This window comes from Stenotrophomonas sp. WED208 (genome assembly GCF_040984485.1).
GTDB lineage: Bacteria > Pseudomonadota > Gammaproteobacteria > Xanthomonadales > Xanthomonadaceae > Stenotrophomonas > Stenotrophomonas riyadhensis.
Genome location: NZ_JAZARB010000001.1, coordinates 4,093,157 through 4,115,685, shown reverse-complemented (window position 1 = coordinate 4,115,685; position 22,529 = coordinate 4,093,157). Strand labels below are relative to the sequence as shown.

General features: G+C 67.3%; 16 protein-coding genes. 7 read left to right on the top strand and 9 right to left on the bottom strand.

Translation table 11 applies throughout. The annotated features are described in order from the left end of the window. Positions 1-22: 22 nt before the first annotated feature. Genes msrA through msrB form a run of 3 tightly spaced genes read right to left on the bottom strand, consistent with a single transcriptional unit; the run spans position 23 to position 3,119 of the window. Complete coding sequence (gene msrA / locus VPH47_RS18750; protein ID WP_049398354.1) at positions 23-760, bottom strand: peptide-methionine (S)-S-oxide reductase MsrA; 738 nt, start codon at positions 758-760, stop codon at positions 23-25. Between the two features lie 14 nt (positions 761-774). Then, positions 775-2,544, bottom strand: coding sequence for a cytochrome c biogenesis protein DipZ (locus tag VPH47_RS18745; RefSeq protein WP_368851464.1), 1,770 nt, complete (start codon positions 2,542-2,544; stop codon positions 775-777). Positions 2,545-2,546: 2 nt separating this feature from the next. Then, positions 2,547-3,119: a peptide-methionine (R)-S-oxide reductase MsrB gene (msrB, locus tag VPH47_RS18740; RefSeq protein WP_110710953.1), complete on the bottom strand. Its 573-nt coding sequence runs from the start codon at positions 3,117-3,119 to the stop codon at positions 2,547-2,549. A gap of 144 nt (positions 3,120-3,263) precedes the next feature. On the opposite strand from msrB, the gene VPH47_RS18735 reads away from it, so the two are divergent. Continuing rightward, positions 3,264-3,983 (top strand): response regulator transcription factor, encoded by a 720-nt coding sequence (locus tag VPH47_RS18735; protein WP_368851463.1) that lies wholly within the window; start codon positions 3,264-3,266, stop codon positions 3,981-3,983. Next, positions 3,980-5,449 (top strand): sensor histidine kinase KdpD, encoded by a 1,470-nt coding sequence (locus VPH47_RS18730; protein ID WP_164161807.1) that lies wholly within the window; start codon positions 3,980-3,982, stop codon positions 5,447-5,449. The genes VPH47_RS18735 and VPH47_RS18730 overlap by 4 nt, the downstream gene beginning before the upstream one ends. Here VPH47_RS18730 and VPH47_RS18725 read toward each other — a convergent pair. Both VPH47_RS18725 and VPH47_RS18720 read right to left on the bottom strand, forming a co-directional pair. After that, positions 5,446-6,792 (bottom strand): ATP-binding protein, encoded by a 1,347-nt coding sequence (locus VPH47_RS18725; RefSeq protein WP_110710956.1) that lies wholly within the window; start codon positions 6,790-6,792, stop codon positions 5,446-5,448. The two genes, VPH47_RS18730 and VPH47_RS18725, sit on opposite strands and share 4 nt — an antisense overlap. After that, the gene (locus VPH47_RS18720; RefSeq protein WP_004154050.1) at positions 6,789-7,478 is read right to left on the bottom strand and encodes a winged helix-turn-helix domain-containing protein; all 690 of its coding nucleotides are present in this window, start codon (positions 7,476-7,478) and stop codon (positions 6,789-6,791) included. Before VPH47_RS18720 ends, VPH47_RS18725 begins: the two co-directional genes overlap by 4 nt. Before the next feature lie 350 nt (positions 7,479-7,828). On the opposite strand from VPH47_RS18720, the gene asnB reads away from it, so the two are divergent. Then, a complete protein-coding gene (gene asnB, locus VPH47_RS18715) occupies positions 7,829-9,730 on the top strand; it encodes an asparagine synthase (glutamine-hydrolyzing) (protein ID WP_110710957.1) in 1,902 nt (633 codons plus the stop codon). Between the two features lie 666 nt (positions 9,731-10,396). Here asnB and VPH47_RS18710 read toward each other — a convergent pair. Continuing rightward, positions 10,397-10,744 carry a phasin family protein gene (locus tag VPH47_RS18710; RefSeq protein ID WP_107432464.1) on the bottom strand — a complete coding sequence of 116 codons (348 nt, stop codon included), beginning with the start codon at positions 10,742-10,744 and terminating at the stop codon, positions 10,397-10,399. A 117-nt stretch (positions 10,745-10,861) separates the two neighbouring features. Continuing rightward, complete coding sequence (gene queD / locus VPH47_RS18705) at positions 10,862-11,224, bottom strand: 6-carboxytetrahydropterin synthase QueD (protein WP_005407953.1); 363 nt, start codon at positions 11,222-11,224, stop codon at positions 10,862-10,864. A 192-nt stretch (positions 11,225-11,416) separates the two neighbouring features. Between queD and VPH47_RS18700 the strand changes: the two genes are divergently transcribed. Then, the gene (locus tag VPH47_RS18700; RefSeq protein ID WP_180847378.1) at positions 11,417-14,056 is read left to right on the top strand and encodes a TonB-dependent receptor; all 2,640 of its coding nucleotides are present in this window, start codon (positions 11,417-11,419) and stop codon (positions 14,054-14,056) included. 74 nt (positions 14,057-14,130) lie between these two features. Then, positions 14,131-16,725 carry a M14 family zinc carboxypeptidase gene (locus VPH47_RS18695; RefSeq protein ID WP_368851462.1) on the top strand — a complete coding sequence of 865 codons (2,595 nt, stop codon included), beginning with the start codon at positions 14,131-14,133 and terminating at the stop codon, positions 16,723-16,725. 544 nt (positions 16,726-17,269) lie between these two features. On the opposite strand, the gene VPH47_RS18690 is transcribed toward VPH47_RS18695, so the two are convergent. After that, positions 17,270-18,685 carry a DEAD/DEAH box helicase gene (locus VPH47_RS18690; RefSeq protein ID WP_049461652.1) on the bottom strand — a complete coding sequence of 472 codons (1,416 nt, stop codon included), beginning with the start codon at positions 18,683-18,685 and terminating at the stop codon, positions 17,270-17,272. Between the two features lie 896 nt (positions 18,686-19,581). On the opposite strand from VPH47_RS18690, the gene VPH47_RS18685 reads away from it, so the two are divergent. Together VPH47_RS18685 and maiA are read left to right on the top strand one after the other, a co-directional pair. After that, positions 19,582-20,571: a fumarylacetoacetate hydrolase family protein gene (locus VPH47_RS18685; RefSeq protein WP_368851461.1), complete on the top strand. Its 990-nt coding sequence runs from the start codon at positions 19,582-19,584 to the stop codon at positions 20,569-20,571. A 14-nt stretch (positions 20,572-20,585) separates the two neighbouring features. Further along, entirely contained in the window at positions 20,586-21,254 is a 669-nt protein-coding gene (maiA, locus tag VPH47_RS18680) for a maleylacetoacetate isomerase (RefSeq protein WP_110710961.1), read from the top strand. Positions 21,255-21,330: 76 nt separating this feature from the next. Here the strand turns inward: maiA and VPH47_RS18675 are convergent, their stop codons facing one another. Next, complete coding sequence (locus tag VPH47_RS18675) at positions 21,331-22,458, bottom strand: PilT/PilU family type 4a pilus ATPase (protein WP_014645840.1); 1,128 nt, start codon at positions 22,456-22,458, stop codon at positions 21,331-21,333. Between the last annotated feature and the right edge of the window lie 71 nt (positions 22,459-22,529).

Sequence of the window (22,529 nt, the reverse complement as noted above, 5' to 3'; positions counted from 1 at the left end):
GCGGCCGGCACTACCCGGGTCGTTACCGCATCGGCACCAGCGCCGCGTCGCGCCGGTACAGCGCCGGGAACTGCTTGCCCAGTGCCGCCAGCTTCGGTGCGTCGTAGTAGCGGATGTAGGCCGCCTGCGGGTAGTTGGTCATGTAGTTCTGGTGGTAACTCTCGGCCGGGTAGAAGTGCTGGCCGCTGACCAGCTGGGTGACGATCGGTGCGCGGTAGCTGCCGGCCTGGCCGAGCTGGGCGATGTAGGCGCGGCTGGCCGCCTGCTGGCGTGCGTCATCACTGAAGATCGCCGAGCGGTACTGGCTGCCCTGGTCCGGTCCCTGCCGATTGAGCTGGGTCGGGTCGTGCACCACCGAGAAGAACACCTGCATCAGCTGGCCATAGCTGACCTGGCGCGGGTCGTAGTCGATCTTCACCGCCTCGGCATGACCGGTCTGGCCACCGCTGACGCGCTCATAGCGCGCATTGGCCGCGCTGCCACCGATGTAGCCGGACACCGCATTGCTCACGCCTTTGACGTGCTGGAACACGCCCTGCACGCCCCAGAAGCAACCGCCGGCGAACACCACGCTGGCATGGGTGGCGTCATCGCGGAACGCGGCGTCGCCGCTGGGCGCCGGTAGTGCCTTGGCCTGCGCGCTGGCTTCCAGCGGTGCCGCGACTGCGCCGTGGTCGACCAGCAGCACGCCAGCGATCAATGCAGTAGCTACCAAGCCGGCGACACCGGCGGCGATACCTTGTTCAAAAGAGAGTTTCATCGTGTGCTCCCGTTTCAACCGAAGGTGAAGGCATAGGCCTGCACGCCCGCATCGAGGAATTCGATCTCGAAGCGATGCGGGCCGACCGCGCCGTGCTGGCGCACCAGCTGGTACAGGCGGTGTTCGTTGACCACGCCGCTGCCATCGGCGCCGACATCGCTGCCGGCATCGGCGGCGGGCAGCGGCTTGCCATCCAGCCAGACGCGGAAGCGCACTGGCTTGCCGTCCTCGTTCGGTGCCAGCACCAGGTGCAGGTCACGTGCGTGGAACTGGAAGGCGATGCGGCCACCGGCCTGCTGCAGCTGTGCGGCCTCGTCGGTGACGGTCCAGCGCCCGGACAGTCCCCATTGGTTCAACGCCAGAGTGGTGGGCAGCGTGTAGTCGAACGCGGTGTCGCTGCGCTGCCCGCCGGGCGAGGCGAACTGCTCGGCGCGGGCGTGGCCCAGGTAGGTTTCCGGCGAACGCAGGTTGCCCATGTCGGCCTGCACGGCCACGCCCTTCAGGTCGGCGGCAGCGGGATCGGCCGGTGGTGGCAGGTTGGTCTGCCCGGCTTCGGTCAGCAGGCGACGGATCATCTGTTCCGAGCGCGCATAGTTGCCCTCGCCGAACTGGTGGCCGCGGATATTGCCCTGCGCGTCGACGAAGTACTGCGCCGGCCAGTAGCGGTTGTTGAACGCGCGCCAGATCGTGTACTGGTTGTCGAGCGCCACCGGGTACTCGACCTTCAGTTCCTGCACCGCTTTCATCACGTTGCTCGGGTTGCGTTCGAAGGCGAACTCCGGCGTGTGCACGCCGATCACCACCAGCCCATGGTCACGGTAGCGACGCTCCCATTCGTGCACGAACGGCATCGCGCGCAGGCAGTTGATGCAGGAATAGGTCCAGAAATCGACCAGCACCACCTTGCCGCGCAGCTGCTGTGCACTCAGTGGCGGGCTGTTGAGCCAGCCGGTGGCGCCATCCAGCGCGGGCAGGGTGCCCTCCACCGGCAGCGGTGCATCGGCACCGGCATTGGCACCGGCCATCATCATCATCGGCGGTGCAGCCGGCTGCGCGCCCGGCACTGCGTCCAGCAGGCTTTGCTCGATGCGCGCGGTGCTGACCGTGGACAGTCGGGTCAGCAGGCCGGTATCCCAGCCGAGGCCGATCGCCACGACGGCCAGCAGCGCGGCCACGCCCAGTACCTTGCGCAGGACATCGCCGAGGCCGAGCCGCGCCTGCATCGCGCGGAACACCCGGCCGCCGATCCACACCGCCAGCGCCAGTGCGGTGATCGCACCCAGTGCATAGGCCAGCAGCAGCGCAGTGGTGCCGACGCTGGCGCCATGCAGGGCGGCGCCGGTCAGCACCAGGCCGAGGATCGGCCCGGCGCACGGTGCCCACAGCAGGCCAGTGGCGATGCCGATCAGCAGCGAGGTCCACGCGCCGCCGTGCCCCGCGGCATCCGCCGCATCGGCGCGTGCGCTCAGGCGGGCACCCACGCGCTGGAACGGTGCCAGCAGGTGGTCGGCCAGCCGCGGCCAGAGCAGCGCGATCGCGAACAGCGCCATCAGCAGCAGGGCGATCCAGCGTCCGACCTGGTTGGCCTGTGCCACCCATTGGCTGCCCACCGCGGCAAGGCTGGCGACCACGGTGAAGGTGAGCGCCATGCCCAGCAGCAGCGGCAGCGTGCTGCGCAGGAACGGACGGTCGGCACGCGCGAACACGAACGGCAGCACCGGCAGGATGCAGGGGCTGAGCAGGGTCAGCGCGCCCCCCAGATAGGCAAGCAGCAACAGCAGCATCGTCAGGCTCCGGAAGCAGGGGAAGAACCGACCGGCACCCGCCAGCCGTCGGCAGTGCCATCAGTGGCACCGGGAACGAACACCATCGCCGCACCGTTCATGCAGTAGCGCAGTCCGGTCGGGCGTGGCCCATCGTTGAACACATGGCCGAGATGGCCGCCGCAGCGGCGGCAGTGCACCTCCACCCGCAGCATCCCGAAGGTGACGTCGCGGTCTTCGCCGATGGCGTTGTGCAGCGGCGCCCAGAAGCTGGGCCAGCCGGTGCCGCTCTCGAACTTGGTGGAGGAGGAGAACAGCGGCAGTGCACAGCCGGCGCAGGCGAAGGTGCCCTGCCGGTGTTCCTTGTTGAGCGGGCTGCTCCACGGCCGTTCGGTGGCCTGCTGGCGCAGCACCGCGTACTGCGCCGGGGTCAGGCGCTGGCGCCACTCGGCATCACTGTGCATGACCTCGAACTGTCGCGACGGACGCGCTTCGGCGGCGGCCGGGGCGGCGCGGCTGCAGGCCCCCAGGCCGAGCAGCCCGGCGGCGGTGGCAACACCGCCCAGGCCCAGCAGATGGCGGCGGGAGAGGGACATGGCGGACTCCGGGAAGGGGCGACGGGGCCATGCTGCGCCCGCCCGGGTCAACGAATCCTCACGCAGGATTCAATTTTTCGTGAGGTATCGGCGGCCGTCCCGCGCCACAATGCAGCCAGCCTCCCCACTGGCCCCGAGCTGCCGATGTCCGCCAAACGCGTGCTGATCGTTGAAGACGATGCCCACATCGCCGACCTGCTGCGCATGCATCTGGGCGATGAGGGTTACGACGTCGCCCATGCCGCCAGCGGCGATGCCGGCCTGAGCCTGCTCGAGCAGGACGGCCCGTGGGATGCGCTGGTGCTGGACGTGATGCTGCCCGGCGTGGACGGGCTGCAGGTGTGCCAGCGCGCACGCGCGATGGCGCGCTACGTGCCGATCATCATCATCAGTGCGCGTGGCAGCGAAACCCAGCGCATCGTTGGCCTGGAACTGGGCGCGGACGATTACCTGGCAAAGCCCTTTTCGATGCCGGAACTGGTGGCACGGGTACGCGCGCTGCTGCGCCGCGCCGAGGCGATGGCGCAGAGCGCGCGCATCGATGCCGGTGCGATCGAGCTGGGCGGGCTGCGGCTCGATCCGGTGGCGCGCACCGCATCGGTGGATGGCAATGCGCTGGAGCTGACCCCGCGCGAGTTCGACCTGCTGTTGTTCTTCGCCCGTCATCCGGACCAGGTGTTCGCACGCATGGAACTGCTCAACCAGGTCTGGGGCTACCAGCACGATGGTTACGAGCACACGGTCAACACCCACATCAACCGCCTGCGCAGCAAGATCGAACCCGACCCGGCGAACCCGCGGCGATTGCTGACGGTGTGGGGCCGCGGCTACAAGCTGGTCGATCCGGCCGGGGCGGCGGCATGATCAAGCCGAACCTGTGGCAGAAGCTGGCGGTGGTGACCGCCGCGCTGATGCTGATGTGCTGCATGGCGCTGCTGGCACTGCAGATGCGCGCCAACACCCGCCACGAGCAGGAGGTGGTGCAGCGGTTGTCGCTGGGCCTGGCCGAGCACATCGCCCAGCGCAGCGAGCTGATGGATACCAGCGGCATGCGCGATGCCGCGGTGCGCGCGCTGTTCGGCCAGTTGATGGCGGTCAATCCCAGCGTCGAGGTCTATCTGCTGGACGACCAGGGACGCATCCTGGGCCACGATGCGCCCAGCGGCCATCTGGTGCGCAACAAGGTGGACGTGGCACCGCTGCGCCGCCTGCTGTCGGGTGCGCCGTTGCCGATCCTCGGTGATGACCCGCGCAGTGCCGATGGCCGCAAGGTGTTCAGTGCCGCACCGTTGATCGTGCAGGGCCGCCAGGCCGGCTATGTGTACGTGGTGCTGGTCGGCGAGCACCGGCAGATGCTGGCTGACGATCTCGCCGCCGGCAGCCAATGGAACACCACGCTGTGGTCAGTCGTGCTGGTGGGGGGCCTCGGCCTGCTGGCCGGGCTGGTGGCGTTCTACTGGGTGACCCGCCCGCTGCGGCGGCTGACCCGGCGCATCCAGGCGTTCGACATCGACGCGCCGACCCCACTGCCGCCGCCGGCGCCACTGCGGCCCGGTGAGCGCGATGAACTGGTGATCCTGGAACAGGCGCATGCGCAGATGGCGCAGCGGCTGGGTGAGCAATGGCAGCAGTTGCGCCAGCAGGACCTGCAGCGGCGCGAACTGGTGGCCAACATCTCGCATGACCTGCGCACGCCGTTGTCGTCGCTGCACGGCTATCTGGAAACGCTGGCGCTGAAGGACGCCACGCTGTCGCCGGACGAGCGCCGCCGCTACCTCGGCATTGCGCTGGCGCAGAGCGCCAAGGTCGGTCGCCTGGCACGCGCGCTGTTCGAGCTGGCGCGGCTGGAACATGGCGAAGTGCGCCTGGAGTGGGAAGTGTTCGCGCTGCCGGAACTGCTGCAGGACGTACTGCAGAAGTTCGAGCTGGCCGCGCAGGCGCGTGGCCAACAGCTGCACGCGGCGTTTCCGCCCGGCCTGCCGCTGGTCCGCGCCGACCTGGGCCTGGTCGAGCGGGTGCTGACCAATCTGCTCGACAACGCGCTGCGGCATGCGCCCGACGGTGGCCAGATCGAGGTGCGCCTGCGTGCCACGCCCGACAGCGTGGAGGTCAGCGTGGCCGATGATGGCCCCGGGGTGGCGCCAGCGCTGCGAAACCAGTTGTTCCAGGCGCCGGCCGCGCTGGGCGCGCGGCGCGGCGAGAACGGCGGATTGGGCCTGTTGATCGTGCAGCGCATCGTGCAGCTGCATGGCCGCAGGATCGAGCTGCGCGACAGCGAGCGGGGCGCGCTGTTCGTATTTGCCTTGCCGCGTGCGGAGCCAGCGGCCTAGCAGGCCGCTTCGCACTCCACGATGCCGCCGGTCTCCAGCGGCAGGTGCAGGCGAATACAGGCACCGCCCAACTCCGAATCGGTGACCTCGACGTGGCCGCCATGCTTATCGGCCACCACCTGCACCAGCGCCAGGCCGAGGCCGAAACCGGGGCTGCCCGGGTCCAGCCGGACGTAAGGCTGCAGCACCTGGCCGCGCAGTTCCGGCGCGATGCCGGGACCGTCGTCCTCCACCTGCAGGCACAGCCAGCCGTCGTTGACCGTGCTGGCGATGCGGATCTGCCGCCGTGCATAACGAAGGGCATTGCCGAGCAGGTTGCGCAGCGCCAGTTCCAGCATGTGCCGATTGACGTTGACCAGGCCTACCGGTGATAGCGCCTGCTGCACCGGCATTGGCAGCGGTGCGAACTGGGCCACCACGCCACGTACCAGCGCCGCCAGCTGCAGGCGCTGGCGGGTCAGCTGATGGCAGCGACCGAGTGCGGCGTACTCGACGCCGGCATCGGTGAGGTGCTGCAAGCGATCGACGTCGGTGCGCAGCCCGCCCAGTGCATCGCGCTGCACATCATCGAGCGCGGTGTCCTCCAGGTCGGCCAGGCCGAAACGCATCCGCGCCAACGGCGTGCGGACTTCATGCGCCACCGCCTGCGCCAGCACGCGCTGGCTTTCCAGCAGCTGCTGCAGCTGCTCGGCCATGTGGTTGAAGGCATTCGCCAACGGCCGTACCAGGGCAGTACCGGCACGCGGTGCACGCGTGTCCAGCTGGCCGTCGCGCATCTGCCGTGCCGCCTGGGCCAGCTGAGAGACGTCGCGCCACAGCCGGTAGACCATTACATACATCGGCAGTGCCACTGCCACCATCAGGATCAGCAGCAGGATCGCCACACCGGATACTTCGCTGTCCTGCCAGCCTTCATCCGGCAGCGCTTCGTCCAGCGGCCCCAGCATCACCGCATAGTCGCTGTCGCCGATCCGCTGCAGGCTGCGCATGTGCTCCAGGTCGATCTGCACGCGGCCGTTGTTGAACGGCGGGCGTTGGCTGGCCGGCAGCTCCTTTACTGCCTCGGCCAGCGGCACCATGCGCAGCGCGTAGGCGAAATCGGCGTCGAGTTCGCGCGCCAGCGCCGGCCACTGCTCGCGTGGAGTCTCGGCGAAGCGATGCTGCAGCAGCGCATGTGTGCCGCGCATCTCGGCCTGCAGTCCGGCTTCGGTGCGGTCTTCCAGCAGGGCATCCCAGGCCCACAGGCCCAGCACGATCAGCAACAGGTGGGCAACCAGGAAGCCGATGCCGTAGCGCAGGAAGTGGAAGGCGTGGCCGCGCATCGCCGAGGGTGTGCGTTTCATCCCCATGCCGAGCGGCTGAACAGGTAGCCGCGGCCACGAACGGTCTTGATCCGTTCCGGCTGCTCGGGGTTGTCGCCCAGCTTGCGGCGCAGGCGCGAGATGCGGGCATCGATCGAACGATCCAGGCCATCGAAGGCGATGCCACGCAGGCCGCGCAGCAGCGCGTCGCGGTCCAGGATCTGGCCGGCATTGCTGGCCAGCAGGAACAACAGGTCGAACTCGGCGGTGGTGAGCTCCAGCAGGGCGCCCTGCAGGTGCACATTACGGGTGGACGGGTCGATGTTCAGCTCGCCGAAGCGCAGGCTGCCATCCCGCGGTTCGACCCGGCGGTGGCGGCGCAGGTGGGCGCGCAGGCGGGCCAGCAGCACCCGCGGCTCGATCGGCTTGCCGATGTAGTCGTCGGCGCCCAGCTCCAGCCCCAGCACCTGGTCGATGTTGTCGGTACGGGCCGTCAGCACGCAGATGATGCCATCGTAGTGGGGTCGGATCTGCCGACACACTTCGAAACCATCCTGGTCCGGCAGGCCGACATCGAGCAGGACCAGGGCCGGCTTCTCGGCCAGGATCCGGGTCACCGCACGCTCGCCGCTGCGTTCGTGGGCGACCTGGTAACCATGCCGCTGCAGATAGTCACTGACCATCGTACCCAGGCGGGCATCGTCTTCGACCAGTACGATATCCAGCATTTTCAAGGCCTCCGTGGGCGCAAACGTACCGCCACGGCACGAGCGCGGCGATGCTATCCCAGCCGTCGGGCCACCCGGGTCCAGGGGGCGGGCGCCATTCAGCCGGGGTTGCTGGCGCACGGGCCGGGTCTCAGCCCCGGCAACAACTTGGCGCCCAGCATAGCCGGTTGCCGTTACAAAACGTTACCTTCGTGATACGTCCGGTGACCATCGCTGACAGCAAAGCGACTGACGCCGGGTGGGGGACGGGCCGAGCATGGAGTCTCCTCCGTTCCGCGTGCCGTCCCCATGTCGCCCGCCGCCCTCTGCCTGCTGAACCCGTCCCGCCGTTGCCGCTGCGGAGGTGCCCGATGAGCGGCGTGGTCGGGGCCTGGCTGCCGCCGGCCGAGGACGAGCACCTGCTGCAGCAGCTGGCGCCGATGCTGCGTGCCCTGCAGCAACGCGGCCGCGGCCGGATCGGCTACTGGACCGACGCGGAGGCCGGCCTCGCATTGGGCCACTGCCGGGCGCCGACCGACACCCCGCTGCAGCCGCTGAGCTCGGACTGCGGCCGTTACGTGCTGTGCCTGGATGGGCGCCTGTACAACCGCGTTGATCTGCAGTCGCAGCTGCGTGATCTGCCGCGCAGCTGCAGCGATGCCCGCGTGCTGCTGCAGGCGATCGTCGAGTGGGGCGTGGAGCGGGCGCTGTCGCGCATCGAGGGCGCCTTCGGTTTCAGTGTGTGGGACCGCGAATCGCGTGAGTTGTGGCTGGCCCGTGACCCGGTGGGCGAGCGGCCGCTGTATTACGGCTGGTACCAGGGGCAGTTCCTGTTTGCCTCCGAGCTGAAGGCGCTGCAGGCGTTCGCCGGCTTTGCCCCAAGCATTGATCAGGACGCACTGAGCCTGCTGCTGCGCCATGACTATGTGCCGGCGCCGCACACCATCTACCGCGGCATCCACAAGCTGGTGGCGGGCGCGATGCTGCGCATCGATCTCAGCGACCATGCCGCGGGTTACTCCAGCCAGGCCGCGCAGGGGGGCGCGCGCTACTGGTGCGCACGCGATGCGATGCAGAGCGCACTGCAGGAACCGCTGCAGCCGGCGCCGAGCCTGGAGCAGGCGACCGACCAGCTGGAAGCTGTGCTGCAGAAGGCCATCGCCGCACGCATGCATTCGCCGCTGGCCTGCGGTGCGTTCCTGTCCGGCGGCACCGATTCCTCGCTGGTGACGGCGATGATGCAGGCGCAGTCGACGCTTCCGATCGAAGCGTGGACGGTCGGCTTCGATGATCCCGGCCATGATGAGAGCGACTGGGCCTCGCAGGTCGCGCGCCATCTGGGTGTGCAGCACCACCTGCACCGGATGGACGCGCGGCAGGGCCTGGATCTGCTGCAGCGGCTGCCGCAGGTCTGGTGCGAGCCGTTCGCTGATGCGTCGCAGCTGCCGACGCTGCTGGCCAGTGAACTGTTGGGCGCGCGCAAGCCGGTGGCGCTGACCGGCGATGGCGGTGATGAACTGTTCTTCGGTCATCCCAGCTATGGCCGCGCACTGCGCAATGCACGCCTGTGCGGTGGCTTGCCGGACTGGGTGCGTGACCTGGCGCGGCGCAGTGGCAACCGCATGAACGTGGAGCGTGGCCGCCTGGGCGGCTGGCGTGCGCTGGTGGCCGAGGTTGCCGCCAACGATGTGGAAGGGCATTACCTGCAGCGAGTGACGCGCTGGCGGCAGCCGGCGCAGGTGGTGCTGGGCGCACGTGAGCCGATGACGATCTTCCAGCAGCAGGACACTGCGCTGCCGGCCGAGGCGCGCATCCAGCTGTTGGATTTCCGCATGGATCTGGCCGAGGGCATCCTCGCCAAGGTCGATCGCGCGGGCATGGCGGCGGGCGTGGAGACGCGTGCGCCGCTGCTGGACATGGAGGTGGTGCGCCTGGCCTGGCGCCTGCCGCAGCACCTGAAGTACCACGATGGCGAGCACAAGCGGATTCTGAAGCACCTGCTGGCGCGCTACCTGCCGGAACCGCTGGTGTATCGCCCCAAGCGCGGTTTCGGTCCGCCGATGGCGCGCTGGTTGGCCGGCCCGCTGCGCGATTGGGCGGAGGCGCTGCTGGATCCGCAGCTGCTGCGCAACCAGGGGTGTTTCGATGTTGCGCGCGTGCGCGGTATCTGGGAGGCGTTCCTGCGTGGTGAGCGCAAGTGGCACACGCACCTGTGGAACGTGCTGATGTTCCAGGCGTGGCATCAGCACTGGCACGGTGGTCGCGGGCGCTGAGGTTCCTTCGCGGTGTGTTCTGCAAGGCGCAGGGCGGAGGCCCTTGCGTACGAATGTCCTCCGGCGCCGGCCGTTGGCCGTCACCTCCCCCTTTACTTCGTACGCAAGGGCCTCCGCCCTGCGTTCGGAGTTCGTCGGCGCCTCATTGAGAGGCTGCCGCGCGCTGCGCTCTACTCACCGCAAGCCTGCCCCGGCGGGGCCCATCAGTTCGCGGCGAATCCGGACGAAGACGCGCTTGTGGCGGTTTGTTCTGCGCGGCGCAGGGCGGAGGCCCTTGCGTACGAATGTCCTCCGGCGCCGGCCGTTGGCCGTCACCTCCCCCTTTACTTCCTACGCAAGGGCTTCCGCCCTGCGTTCGGAATTCGTCGGCGCCTCCTTGAAAGGCTGCTGCGAGCACTACGCTTTACCTGCCGCAAGCCGAGCCTCGTCGGGGCGGGCAGGGGTCTGGGCAAAGTAAAGGAGGAGGTGACGGCCAACGGCCGGCGCCGGGGGACATTTGCCCAGATCCCTGCCCACCCCGGCGGGGCCCATCAGCGGGCGGAGAGTCCAGACGAAGAAGCGCTCCTCAATCCAGACGACAGGCAAAAAAAGACCCGGCAGAGGGAGGGATCTGCCGGGTCCGGATTGCGTGGGGGGAGGGACCCACGCAATGAGCGTTGCGTCGCGTCAGTGGTTGCTCGCGTCCGCCGTTGATTCGTTGTAGCCCTGCACCAGTTCGGACCAGGCCTTGCCGGCCTGCAGGCCGAGGCCGACCACGTCCTGCTGGGCCTGGCCCAGCCGCTGCAGGTTGTCCTGCCACAGCTGCGCCCCCTTGTTGAGCATCCCGGCCGCATCCTCGCTGCGGGCCAGTTCGCCCAGCCAGCCGCTGGTCGCGGTCAGGTTGCGCTCCATCACCTTCAGCTGCACGCCGAACATGCTTTCCGCGTTCTCCAACGCCAACCGGTTCGCACGCGTTGCCGCGGCGGCCAGCTGGCGGGTGGCATCACTGAAGCGATCGCTGAAGGCGGCGGCCATGGGGGCATCAGGGAGTGGCTTGATGCAATGCAGCATACGCCGTTGATGCGGCAATGCAACAAAAATAACAAAGGCGCCCAAGGCGCCTTTGAAACACCTTTCAGATCAATGGGTTGATCAGGCAGTGGGGCCGCGGTAACGGCACCCCGACGTGCAGGTTTCGTGCACGGTGATCTCGCTCAGCGCCGGCAGGCTCGGCTTGAGTTCGTTCCAGATCCACACCGCCAGGTTCTCGCTGGTCGGATTCTCCAGGCCGGGGATGTCATTGAGGTAGTGATGGTCCAGGCGGTCATAGATCGGCTGGAAGGCCGCCTTGACGTCGCCGAAGTCCATGATCCAGCCGGTCTGCGCACCCGGCTCGCCCTCGACCTTCAGTTCCACCCGGAACGAGTGGCCGTGCAGGCGCGCGCACTTGTGCCCCGGCGGCACGTTGGGGAGGCGGTGCGCCGCCTCGAGCATGAAGACTTTGAAGATTTCCATGGCGCGATTGTACGCCGCAGGTGGCCGGGCAGCCTGAGCGGATGTTGGGTCTTCGTGAAGAAGTTCTTTCCATCCGGATGAAGAGATGATAGTTTCTCTTATATCCGTATGAAGAGATGTTATTGGCCGGACCCCGGCCAGGCATGGACTACTGCGGAACTTCGTCGTCCTTTCCACCTCCCCAACATCGTCATGCCCAAGCACACCCTGCTCGTGGCGGCCCTGGCCGTCGCTCTGGCCGCGCCTTTGTCCGCCGCCGCCGAAACCTCCGCCGACGCCAGTGGCGAAGCCAGCACCCTGGCCGCTGTGCGCGTCACCGGTTCCAACATCAAGCGCACCGATACCGAGGCCTCCAACCCGGTGCAGGTGATTGGTCGCCAGCAGCTGGAACAGACCGGCAAGGCCACCGTGGCCGACGTGCTGCGTTCGATCTCGGCCAACACCGGCAACGCCAGCAACGAAACCACCAACAACGGCTGGGCCTCCGGCTCGGCCGGCATCGGCCTGCGTGGCCTGTCGCAGAAGAACACGCTGGTGCTGCTCAACGGCCGCCGCCTGGCCAACTACGGCTTCCCCGCCGGTGGCCTGTCAGACACCTTCGTCGATCTCAACGCGCTGCCGCTGGTCGCGGTCGAGCGCATCGAAGTGCTCAAGGACGGTGCCTCGGCGGTGTATGGCTCCGACGCCGTGGCCGGCGTGGTCAACATCATCACCCGGCAGAACTTCGAAGGCGCCGAGATCGGCGGCAGCTTCGGCGGCGCCGACCAGGGCGGCCTGCACGAGCAGAACCTGAAGTTCGTCGGCGGCCTCGGTGATCTCGACACCGATGGCTACAACATCCTCTTCAGCCTGCAGGGCTACAACCGCGAACGCCTGGACCAGGACGAACGCAACCTGACCAGGAGCGGCATCTACACCGACAAGCCCGGCGGCCGCTGGAACGGCTGGTCGGCCAAGGGCGCGCGCTACCTGGTCAACGGCGTGTCGGTGCCGATGCTCGATGCCAACGGTAACTGCCCGACCGGTACCACCCGCGTTGCCAGCGCACCGATCGACGGTCTGGCCGGTGATACCTGCGGCTTCAACCAGGCGCCGTTCACCACGCTGATTCCCTCGACCAAGCGCTACCAGGCCTATGCCAACGGCACCTTCCGCCTGAACGACAACGTCGAAGCCTTCGGCGAAGTGCTGTACAGCCAGATCAAGAGCACCGCGTGGTTCGGCAGCAGCCCGTTCTTCACCCTGGAGAGCGGCCGCTTCGCCTTGAACGCAGACAGTGGCCTGGCCGAGCCGGTGTCATCGCTGCTGCCGGCCAACAATCCGTACAACCCCTACGGTCGTGCGATTCCGATCGAATACACCTTCTTCGACTTGGGCGGCACGCTCAAGACCAACCGCTCCACCGCCTACCGCGGCGTGTTCGGCCTGCGTGGCACCACCGCGAACTGGGACTGGGAAGTGGCCGCGTTCGGCGCGCGCAGCAGCGAGCGTGAGAGTGTCTCTGGCGGTTTCGCCAACCGCTGGGCGCTGGCCGATGCGCTGGCCACCGGCAGTTACAACCTGTTGAATCCTGCCGCCACGCCGCAGTCGGTGCGCGACTCGATCAACATCGCCACGCTGCGTCCGGCCGAATCCAAGCTGCAGGGCATCGATGCCAAGATCTCCGGCAGCCTGGGCCACACCTGGGCCGGCGAGATCGGCTTCGCTGCCGGTGCCGAGTGGCGCCGCGAGAAGCTCGATTCCAACAACCCGTGGCAGATCGACGCCGGCCTGCAGGTGCGCCCGGCCATCGCCGAAGTGCACGGCCAGCGCCAGGTCAGTGCGGCCTACGCCGAAGTGAACGTGCCGCTGGCATCGACGCTGGAGCTGTCCGCTGCCGCGCGCGCCGATCACTACGATGATTTCGGCGATGCGTTCTCGCCGAAGATCGGCCTGCGCTGGCAGCCGCTCGACTTCCTGCTGGTGCGTGCCTCGGCGTCGAAGGGCTTCCGTGCGCCGTCGCTGTCGGAGAACTCCAACAGCACCAGCATCGCCTACGGCAGCGTGGTCGATCCGCGTGATCCGGACGTGCCGGGCTCGCGCCAGAACCCGACCTTCTTCACCGTCGGCAACAACGAACTGAAGCCCGAGCGTACCAAGAGCGTGAACTTCGGCGTGGTGCTGTCGCCGTGGGCCAACACCAACCTGAGCGTGGACTATTACCGCATCCAGCTGGACAACCTGGTCGGCACCAACAACACCCAGACCCTGGTCAACGACAACGTGGCCGGTGCGGTGCAGCGCGATGAGCGCGGCAAGCTGCAGGCGGTCTACAACCGCTACCAGAACCTGAGCGAGCTGAAGACCTCGGGCATCGACGTCGAGCTGCGCCAGCGCATCCCGACCGCTGCGCTGGGTGATTTCACCGTGTCCTCGGCCTACACCCACGTGCGCGACTACCGTCGCCCGACCGTGGTCGGCGGCCCACTGGTGGACTACGCCGGCAGCAACCTGGGCGCGACCCTGCCCAAGGACAAGGCCACCACCACGCTGGACTGGACGTACGGCGACTTCAACGCGGCCGTGACCTGGTACTACACCAGCAGCTACCGCCAGGAAGCCAGTACCGCGGCCAAGGCCGTGCAGCAGCGTGTCGGCAGCTACAGCCAGTACGACCTGTACCTGGCCTACACCGGCATCGACAAGCTGACCGTGTACGCCAAGGTGCAGAACCTGGCCGACAAGACGCCGCCGTACGACGCCTCGTTCCCGGGCATCCGCGCGCCGTACGACTTCAGCCAGTACGACCTGCGTGGCCGCTACTTCACGCTGGGCTTCGATTACCGCTTCTGATCCATCCGCCGCGGCCGGTCACCGGAAGGGACCGGCCGCGCGACTGTCTGCCGTTGTGTTCCAGGGGAGTCATCGTGTCCTTGCATCGTCGTGCTGTTCTTCCGTTGCTGCTTGCCGCCGCCACCGCACTGTCCTCGCCGCAGCCGGTGCAGGCACAGAGCGCGTATTTCTTCCCGCAGTCCACCGAAGCGGCGGCGTTCGATACGTCTATTCCCACACCGGAACAGTTCCTTGGCTACCCGATCGGCAGCCGTTACACCCGGCACGACCAGCTGGTGGCGTACTTCCAGGAACTTGCGAAACGCTCGGACAGGATCAGCGTGCGCGAGATCGGTCGCAGCTATGAAGGTCGCCCGCTGCTGATCGCCACCGTCACTGCTGCAGGCAACCACGCGCGGCTGGAACAGATCCGCCAGCAGCACGCGACCCTGGCCGATCCGGCGCAGCCGCGCAGTGCGGCGGGCGACAGCCCGGTGGTGGTGTGGCTGGGCTACAGCGTGCATGGCAACGAGACCTCCAGTGCCGAGGCGGCGATGCTGACGGTCTACTACCTGGTGGCCAACCGCAGCGCCGAAACCCAGCAGTGGCTGCAGCAGGCGGTGGTGCTGTTCGACCCGGCGCAGAACCCGGATGGCCGTGATCGTGCCGCCAACTGGCACAACGCCTGGGCCTCCGATCCGGCCTCGGCCGACCCGGCCGACAAGGAACACGTCGAGCCGTTCCCGCAGGGCCGCACCAACCACTACTTCACCGATCTCAACCGCGACTGGCTGGCCCTGACCCAGCAGGACTCGCGGCCGAAGGTGGAGGTGTTCCACCAGTGGTACCCGAACGTGCAGATCGACTTCCACGAGATGGGCAAGGACAGCACCTACTACTTCGAGCCGTCTCCGAAGAGCATGCACAGCCCGCTGATTCCGGCGGCGTCGTATGAATTCAACAAGACCCTGGCCAAGTACCACGCGCAGGCGCTGGATGCGCTGGGGTCGCTGTACTACACCGGCGAGAACTTCGACAACTTCTCGCCGGTCTACGGCTCCACCTACCCGGACTTCCATGGCGCTGTCGGCGTTACCGTCGAGCAGGCCAGCTCGCGCGGTCGCGTGCAGGAGTCGGTGAATGGCCTGCTGACGTTCCCGTTCACCATCCGCAACCAGGTCGCTACCGGGCTGGGCACGGTGCGTGGCGCGGTAGCCGAGCGCAGCGGCCTGTTCGACCTGCAGAAGCAGTTCTTCCAGAGCGCGCTGAAGCAGGCCGCACAGCAGCCGGTGAAGAGCTTTGTGTTCGGCGATGCGCATGATCCGGCACTGACCCGGCGCCTGCTGGAACTGTTGCTGCTGCATCGCATCGAGGTGCGAGCGCTGGATCGTGCCGTCACTGTCGATGGCCAGCGCTTCGATGCCGGCAGCGCCTACGTGGTGCCGGTGCAGCAGGCGCAGTTCCGCCTGGTGCATTCGATCTTTGCCGAGACGCCGCCGATCAAGGGCGATGTGTTTTACGGCAGCACCAGCTACGCGATCGCACCGGCCTACGGCGTGGCCTTCGCCGGTAGCCGCAGCCGTATCGATGGTGGCCCACGCGTGACCGCGCTGCCGGCCGAGCCGGGCGTGGTGCTGGGCGGCCAGGCTGGATTCGCCTACGCGATTGACTGGCGCGACTACAACGCCGGGCGCGCGCTGGCCGCGCTACAGGGCAAGGGCGTGAATGCGCGCGCGGCATTCCAGCCGTTCACCACCGCGACCGCGCAGGGCGAGGTCAGCTTCGCCGCCGGCAGCCTGGTGATTCAGGTGGCCGGGCAACCATTGCAGGGCACGGCGCTGCTTGAGGCAGTGACATCTGCCGCACGCGAGGCAGGTGTGCAGGTGCACGCGCTGTCCAGTGGCCGCAGCCGCGAAGGCATCGACCTCGGCAGTGACGGCGTCAAGGCGCTGCGCAAGCCTGCGGTGGCACTGGTGATGGGCGAGGGCGTGGCCGCCACCGAGATCGGCTCGGCGTGGTTCCTGTTGGACCAGCAGCTGCGGTTGCCGGCCAGCAAGCTGGATCCGCAACAGTTGGGCAAAGTGCCGCTGGACCGCTACACCACCATCGTGTTGTCCGGCGGCACCTATACCGGCGTCGATGCCACGGCGGTGGCTGCACTGAAGCGCTGGGTGCAGGCCGGTGGTTCACTGGTGACCTACGGCAGTGCCTCGAAGTGGGCGATCGAACAGAAGCTGGCCGACGGCGAGAAGCTTGGCAAGGAAGAAGAAACCGCTGACGAGAGCCGCCGTGCGTTTGGTGACCAGCGTGACATCGCTGCCATCGAGCGGGTCAGCGGCAACATCCTCAGTGCCGACGTGGATACCAGTCATCCGCTGGCGTTCGGTGTGCCACGCCGGCAGCTGGCGATCAACAAGGAAAACACGGTGACGTTGCAGCCGAGCGCGAACCCGTTCTCGACGGTGGTGCGCATCGACGCGCCGCCGCGGGTGAATGGCTATCTGTCCGAGCGCAACCGCGCGAGGGTGGCAGGCAGCGCGTGGCTGCTGGTGTCGGCGCAGGGGCAGGGCAACGTGGTGCTGTTTGCCGATGATCCGGCGCATCGCAAGTACTGGCACGGGACGGATCGACTGCTGATCAACGCGGTCTTCTTCGGGAATCTGGTGAATCCGAGTAAAGCGCGGGGTTGAGGCGTTTGGCGCCTTGATTTTTACCTGGCTGGGGGAGGCCCGGAGGCCCAGTCAGGACACGCCGTAAACCCATCCATGGGGGCTCGATGGCGCCATCCATGGCGCCAACGGTCCTGCCTGGACCTCCTGGCCTCCCCTCGACAATTTCCTGCGGGCGCGGACGCATCGAACCCCAAGACGGGAGCAAGGGCAAAAGCAAAGCCAGGAATTGCGACTTCGGCTTTTGCCTTTGAATTTGAATTTGAATTTGAATTTGAATTTGATCTTCTTCTCCCGGCTACCCGGCGGGACAAGTAGGCGCTGGCGATCTTTGAAGCGGCGCAGGGCGGAGTGGGGGCAAAACCGTGAGCGCCATGGATGGCGCGATCGAGCCCCCATGGATGGGTTTACGGCGTGTTTTGCCCCCACTCCGCCCTGCGCCGCCCCAAGCCAAACCATCCGCGTGCTTTCACCCACGGTAGCCGGCAAAAAAAAAGACGGCGCGTCAGCGCCGTCCCTCGATAGCCTCCCGCGCAGCGGGAAGCACAACAGCTGTCAGCTGGGGTCAGCCGGCGCGACCGCCGCCGTTGCCACCCTGGCCGCGGCCACGGCCGCCACCATTGCCGCCACCGCCACGACGCTGGCCCTGACCGGCGCCTGCACGCTGCTGGCCATTGCCACCGCCCTCGCGACGGCCACCACCGGCCTTCTTTGGGCCCGCATGTGCATGGCGCGGCGCATCGCCGTGCGGACGGCGCGCGTGGCTCTTGCGCGGTGCGCGCTCGCCGGTATCGTGCTCGGCTTTGCCCGGCGCACTGTTGCCCCAGCGGATCGGCGTCTGCAGCTCGAAGCCCGGCACATCGCGGATGTCCATGTCGCGGCCCAGCAGGCGCACGATCGCGCGCAGCAGCTTCACTTCATCCTGCGCCACCAGCGAGATCGCCTGGCCGGTCGCGCCGTTGCGGCCGGTGCGGCCGATGCGGTGCACGTAATCTTCGGCCACCATCGGCAGGTCGAAGTTGATCACCTTCGGCAGCTCGTTGATGTCGATGCCGCGCGCGGCGATGTCGGTGGCCACCAGCACGGTCACGCGGCCGGCCTTGAAGTCGCCCAGTGCACGCAGGCGCTGGCCCTGGCTCTTGTTGCCATGGATCGCCGCGGTCTTGATGCCCGACTTTTCCAGGAACGTGGCCAGCTTGTCGCTGCCGTGCTTGGTGCGGGCGAACACCAGGGTCTGCTCGCGGCTGTCCTGCGCCAGCAGGTGCAGCAGCAGGTCACGCTTGCGACCGGCATCGACCGGGTGCACGCGGTGGGTGATGGTTTCGGCCACGGTGTTCTTCGGCGTCACCTGGATCTGTTCCGGGTTGCGCATGAACTCCAGCGCCAGCTGGCGGATGTTGTCCTCGAAGGTGGCCGAGAACAGCAGGGTCTGGCGGTTCTGCTTCGGCAGCTTGGCCAAGATGCGCTTGATCGACGGCAGGAAGCCCATGTCGAGCATGCGGTCGGCTTCGTCCAGCACCAGCAGTTCAATGCCGGACAGGTCGATGCTGCGACGCTCCAGGTGGTCGATCAGGCGGCCCGGGCAGGCCACCAGCAGGTCCACGCCACGGCGCAGGATGTCCAGCTGGTTGCCCATGCCGACGCCACCGTAGATGCAGGCGCTGGGGATGCGCAGGTACTTGCTGTAGCCGCGCAGGCTGTCATGCACCTGGGTGGCCAGCTCGCGGGTCGGGGCCAGGATCAGCGCGCGCGGCTTGCGCGGGCCACTGCGGACTTCCTGCGAGGCGGTGCCCAGGTGCTGCAGCAGCGGCAGGCCAAAGGCAGCGGTCTTGCCGGTACCGGTCTGTGCACCAGCCAGCAGGTCGCGACCGGCCAGCGCCAGCGGGATCGCCTGCTGCTGGATCGGGGTCGGGTTTTCGTAGCCCTGCTCGGCAAGCGCACGCAGCAGGAAGGGCGCCAGGCCCAGCGATTCAAAAGACATTGAGTTTGCTCCAAGTACAAGAAACGCCTGTCCGACTGGACAGACGGGGGCAGATCAAACTGATCGGCTGACTCGGAGCGTTCCCGTGAACCGCGCTGCGAGAATTGGGTGCAGCCGGCACGAAGCGCAGGCTGGAATGCGTGACGAACGGCGTCGGAGTGGGGGCGGGCGAAGAGGGCGGACCCAGGTCGCCGGCGGTCCCGGAGGGAAACGGACGGCCGCTGCAGACCCTGCAAGTCTAAACGATGTTTGAGACTTCACGCAAAAAGGCCTGTTCAGGTAGGGGGTCTCTCTGCAGGGCTGCGCCCTGCACCTGCAGAGGCCGAAGCAACGTCAAAAGCTGGTTTCCTGAGGGATGGCGGGGTGGGTCCGGTGGCAGGGGGCGCCGTGAATACGTCCATGTAGGCTCGGTCGCGGCATCCATGCCGCTCACGCCCCTGCCACCGGACCCACCCCGCCTTCGACAGTTTTCCGCGATCTGTCGGAACGGCTTGGGGTCAGATCCGTTTTCCTCCGGAAAACGGATCTGACCCCGGAATTCCATTCGATATCTGACAGATTTCATCCACGCATGGCGTGGATCTACTGGCCACCGGCCCACTGTCGAAGGCGGGGTACTGTGGATTTGCGGGGTGTGAGCGGCATGGATGCCGCGACCAAGCCCCCATGGATGGGTTTACGGCGTCCCCGCAAACCCACAGTGCCTCGCCATCCCACGGAATGTCCGCTTTTGCTGTTGCGTCGGCTGTTGCCTTGGCTTGAAGCAGGTGCAGGGCTGCAAGCCCTGCCAAACCCCCCACTACGGTAGGGTGGGCCGATGCCGCGCTGCAGCTTGGCGCCGCCGCAGATTTGATTACACTTGAAACTTGTTTGCCCACGACTCCGGACACCCACCCATGAAGCTTGGTTCTTTGAAGGAAGGCGGCCGCGACGGCACCCTGATCGTCGTCTCGCGTGACCTGCGCCACGGCGTGCGCGCCACCGGCATTGCCGCCACCCTGCAGCAGGCCCTGGAGGACTGGAGCCACATCGCGCCGCGCCTGAACGCCCTGTACGAATCGCTCAACGCGGGCGACGCCGATGGCGTGCTCGACCTGGACCCGCAGGCGCTGGCCGCGCCGATGCCGCGCGCCTATGAGTTCGTCGATGGCAGCGCCTACCTGCCGCATGTCGAGCGCGTGCGCCGCGCCCGTGGTGCCGAGGTGCCGGAGAGCTTCTACACCGACCCGCTGATGTACCAGGCGACCAGCGCCGGTTTCTACGGTCCGCGCGATGCGGTGAAGGTGGTCAGCGAGGACTACGGCATCGACCTGGAAGCGGAGATCGTGGTGATCACCGACGACGTGCCGATGGCCGCCACCCCGGAACAGGCCGCAGGCCATATCCAGCTGGTCGGCCTGGTCAACGATGTCTCGCTGCGCAACCTGATTCCGGGCGAGCTGGCCAAGGGCTTCGGCTTCCTGCAGTCCAAGCCGCGCTCGGCGCTGTCGCCGGTGTTCGTCACCCCCGACGAGCTGGGCGCCGCGTGGCAGGACAGCAAGGTGCACCTGCCGCTGCTGACCCACATCAACGGCCAGTGGTTCGGTGCGCCGGAAGCGGGCGTGGACATGCAGTTCAATTTCGCCCAGCTGGTCGCGCATGCGGCCAAGACCCGTCCGCTGGGCGCCGGCACCATCGTCGGCTCGGGCACCATCGCCAACGAAGACACCAGCAAGGGCGCATCGTGCTTCGCCGAGCAGCGCGTGGTCGAAACCCTGCGTGACGGCAAGCCGAGTACGCCGTTCATGTCGTTCGGGGACGTGGTCCGCATCGAGATGCTCGATGCCGCCGGCAACAGCATCTTCGGTGCGATCGAGCAGCGCATCGAACAGGCGACCAGGCCCTGAGCAGGGAGGCGGCGATGGAGATCCCGGTCGACGACGGCATCGTGCTGTACACCTACTGGCGATCCAGCGCCGCCTACCGCGTGCGCATCGGCCTGGAGCTGAAGGGCCTGGCCTGGGAAGCCCGGCCGGTGCACCTGGTGCGCGACGGTGGCGAGCAGCACCTGGACGCCTATCGCGCGCTCAATCCGCAGCAGCTGGTGCCAACCCTGCTGCATGACGGGCATGCACTGACCCAGTCGCTGGCGATCCTTGAATACCTGGAAGAACGCTTCCCGCAGGTGCCGCTGCTGCCGGCCGATGCCGCCGGCCGTGCGCGGGTGCGTGCGCTGGCCCAGCTGGTGGCCTGCGATATCCACCCGATCAACAACCTGCGGGTGATGCAGTACCTGGAGCGCACCCTGCAGCTGCCGGCCGACGCCCGCACGCAGTGGACCCTGCACTGGATCGCCGAGGGTTTCACTGCGATGGAAGCGATGCTGGCCAACAGCAGCGCGACGGGCACCTTCTGCCACGGTGACCGTCCCGGCCTGGCCGATATCTGCCTGCTGCCGCAGCTGTACAACGCGCATCGCTTCGGCCTGGACCTGACGCCGTACCCGACCCTGCGCCGCATCGAAGCGGCGTGCCAGGCAGTGGACGCCTTCGACCACGCGCGCCCGGAAAACCAGCCCGACGCCGCCTGAAAGAAAAAGGGGACGGAGGGGATTAAGTCGTATGTGCACTTACGACTTAATCCCCTCCGTCCCCTTTTTCGTGCGGTCAGAACCCGTGGGTGATGCTGGGTGCGCCCGCCGAGAAATCGGCGTATGGGTCGTGCTCGCCGCTGCTGCCTTCGGACAGGCGGAACTTCAGGGCCAGGCCATCGCGCGAGTCGGCCGCGCGCAGCGCTTCCTCCTGCTCGATGATGCCCGCCTTGGCCAGCCGGAACAGGCACTGGTCGAAGCTCTCCATGCCTTCCTCCAGCGAGCCTTCCATCGCGGCCTTGATCTCGTGCACCTGGCCGCGGCGCAGCAGGTCGCGGATCATCGGCGTGTTGATCAGCACCTCGGTGGCCGGCAGGCGACGGCCCTCCTTGTTCTTCACCAGGCGCTGGCTGATCACCGCACGCAGGTTCAGCGCCAGGTTCATCAGCACGTTCTTGTGCGCGCTTTCCGGGAAGAAGTTGAGGATGCGCTCGATGGTCTGGTCGGCGTTGTTGGAGTGCAGGGTGGCCAGGCACAGGTGGCCGGTTTCGGCGAAGGCGATCGCCGCCTCCATCGTCTCCGCATCCAGGATCTCGCCGATCAGGATCACGTCCGGCGCTTCACGCATCGCATTCTTCAGCGCGTTGTGGAAGGCATGGGTGTCCAGCCCGACCTCGCGCTGGTTGACGATCGACATCTTGTGCTTGTGCAGGTACTCGATCGGGTCCTCGATGGTGAGGATGTGACCGGTGGTGGTGCTGTTGCGGTGGTCGATCATCGACGCCAGCGAGGTGGACTTGCCGGAACCGGTGGACCCCACCACCAGCACCAGCCCACGCGGGGTCATGATGACGTCCTTCAGCACCTGCGGCAGGTTCAGCTCCTCGATGCTCGGGATGCGGCTGCGGATGGCGCGGATGACCATGCCCACTTCGCCGCGCTGCTTGAACACGTTGACGCGGAAGCGCCCGGCATCGGGCAGGGCGATGGCCATGTTGAGCTCCAGCTCGCGCTCGAACTGCGGCACCTGGCCTTCGTCCATCAGCGAGTAGGCGATCTTCTTGACCATGCCCGGCGGCAGGCCGGTGTTGCCCAGCGGATAGAGCTTCCCCTCGATCTTGATGTAGACCGGTGCCCCGGTGGTCAGAAACATGTCCGAAGCGTTCTTTTCGGTCATCAGCTTCAGGAAGTAGCCGATATCCATTGCGAATTTTCCCCAACGAAACGGCCGACGCCCGTTGCCAGCACGGTGTCGGCTTGACGACAATGGCCGTG

Excerpts from the sequence above, each read along its gene's own strand:
- msrA (WP_049398354.1), bottom strand. The coding sequence starts at position 760 with ATGAAACTCTCTTTTGAACAAGGTATCGCCGCCGGTGTCGCCGGCTTG.
- VPH47_RS18745 (WP_368851464.1), bottom strand. The coding sequence starts at position 2,544 with ATGCTGCTGTTGCTGCTTGCCTATCTGGGGGGCGCGCTGACCCTGCTC.
- msrB (WP_110710953.1), bottom strand. The coding sequence starts at position 3,119 with ATGTCCCTCTCCCGCCGCCATCTGCTGGGCCTGGGCGGTGTTGCCACC.
- VPH47_RS18735 (WP_368851463.1), top strand. The coding sequence starts at position 3,264 with ATGTCCGCCAAACGCGTGCTGATCGTTGAAGACGATGCCCACATCGCC.
- VPH47_RS18730 (WP_164161807.1), top strand. The coding sequence starts at position 3,980 with ATGATCAAGCCGAACCTGTGGCAGAAGCTGGCGGTGGTGACCGCCGCG.
- VPH47_RS18725 (WP_110710956.1), bottom strand. The coding sequence starts at position 6,792 with ATGAAACGCACACCCTCGGCGATGCGCGGCCACGCCTTCCACTTCCTG.
- VPH47_RS18720 (WP_004154050.1), bottom strand. The coding sequence starts at position 7,478 with ATGCTGGATATCGTACTGGTCGAAGACGATGCCCGCCTGGGTACGATG.
- asnB (WP_110710957.1), top strand. The coding sequence starts at position 7,829 with ATGAGCGGCGTGGTCGGGGCCTGGCTGCCGCCGGCCGAGGACGAGCAC.
- VPH47_RS18710 (WP_107432464.1), bottom strand. The coding sequence starts at position 10,744 with ATGGCCGCCGCCTTCAGCGATCGCTTCAGTGATGCCACCCGCCAGCTG.
- queD (WP_005407953.1), bottom strand. The coding sequence starts at position 11,224 with ATGGAAATCTTCAAAGTCTTCATGCTCGAGGCGGCGCACCGCCTCCCC.
- VPH47_RS18700 (WP_180847378.1), top strand. The coding sequence starts at position 11,417 with ATGCCCAAGCACACCCTGCTCGTGGCGGCCCTGGCCGTCGCTCTGGCC.
- VPH47_RS18690 (WP_049461652.1), bottom strand. The coding sequence starts at position 18,685 with ATGTCTTTTGAATCGCTGGGCCTGGCGCCCTTCCTGCTGCGTGCGCTT.
- VPH47_RS18685 (WP_368851461.1), top strand. The coding sequence starts at position 19,582 with ATGAAGCTTGGTTCTTTGAAGGAAGGCGGCCGCGACGGCACCCTGATC.
- maiA (WP_110710961.1), top strand. The coding sequence starts at position 20,586 with ATGGAGATCCCGGTCGACGACGGCATCGTGCTGTACACCTACTGGCGA.
- VPH47_RS18675 (WP_014645840.1), bottom strand. The coding sequence starts at position 22,458 with ATGGATATCGGCTACTTCCTGAAGCTGATGACCGAAAAGAACGCTTCG.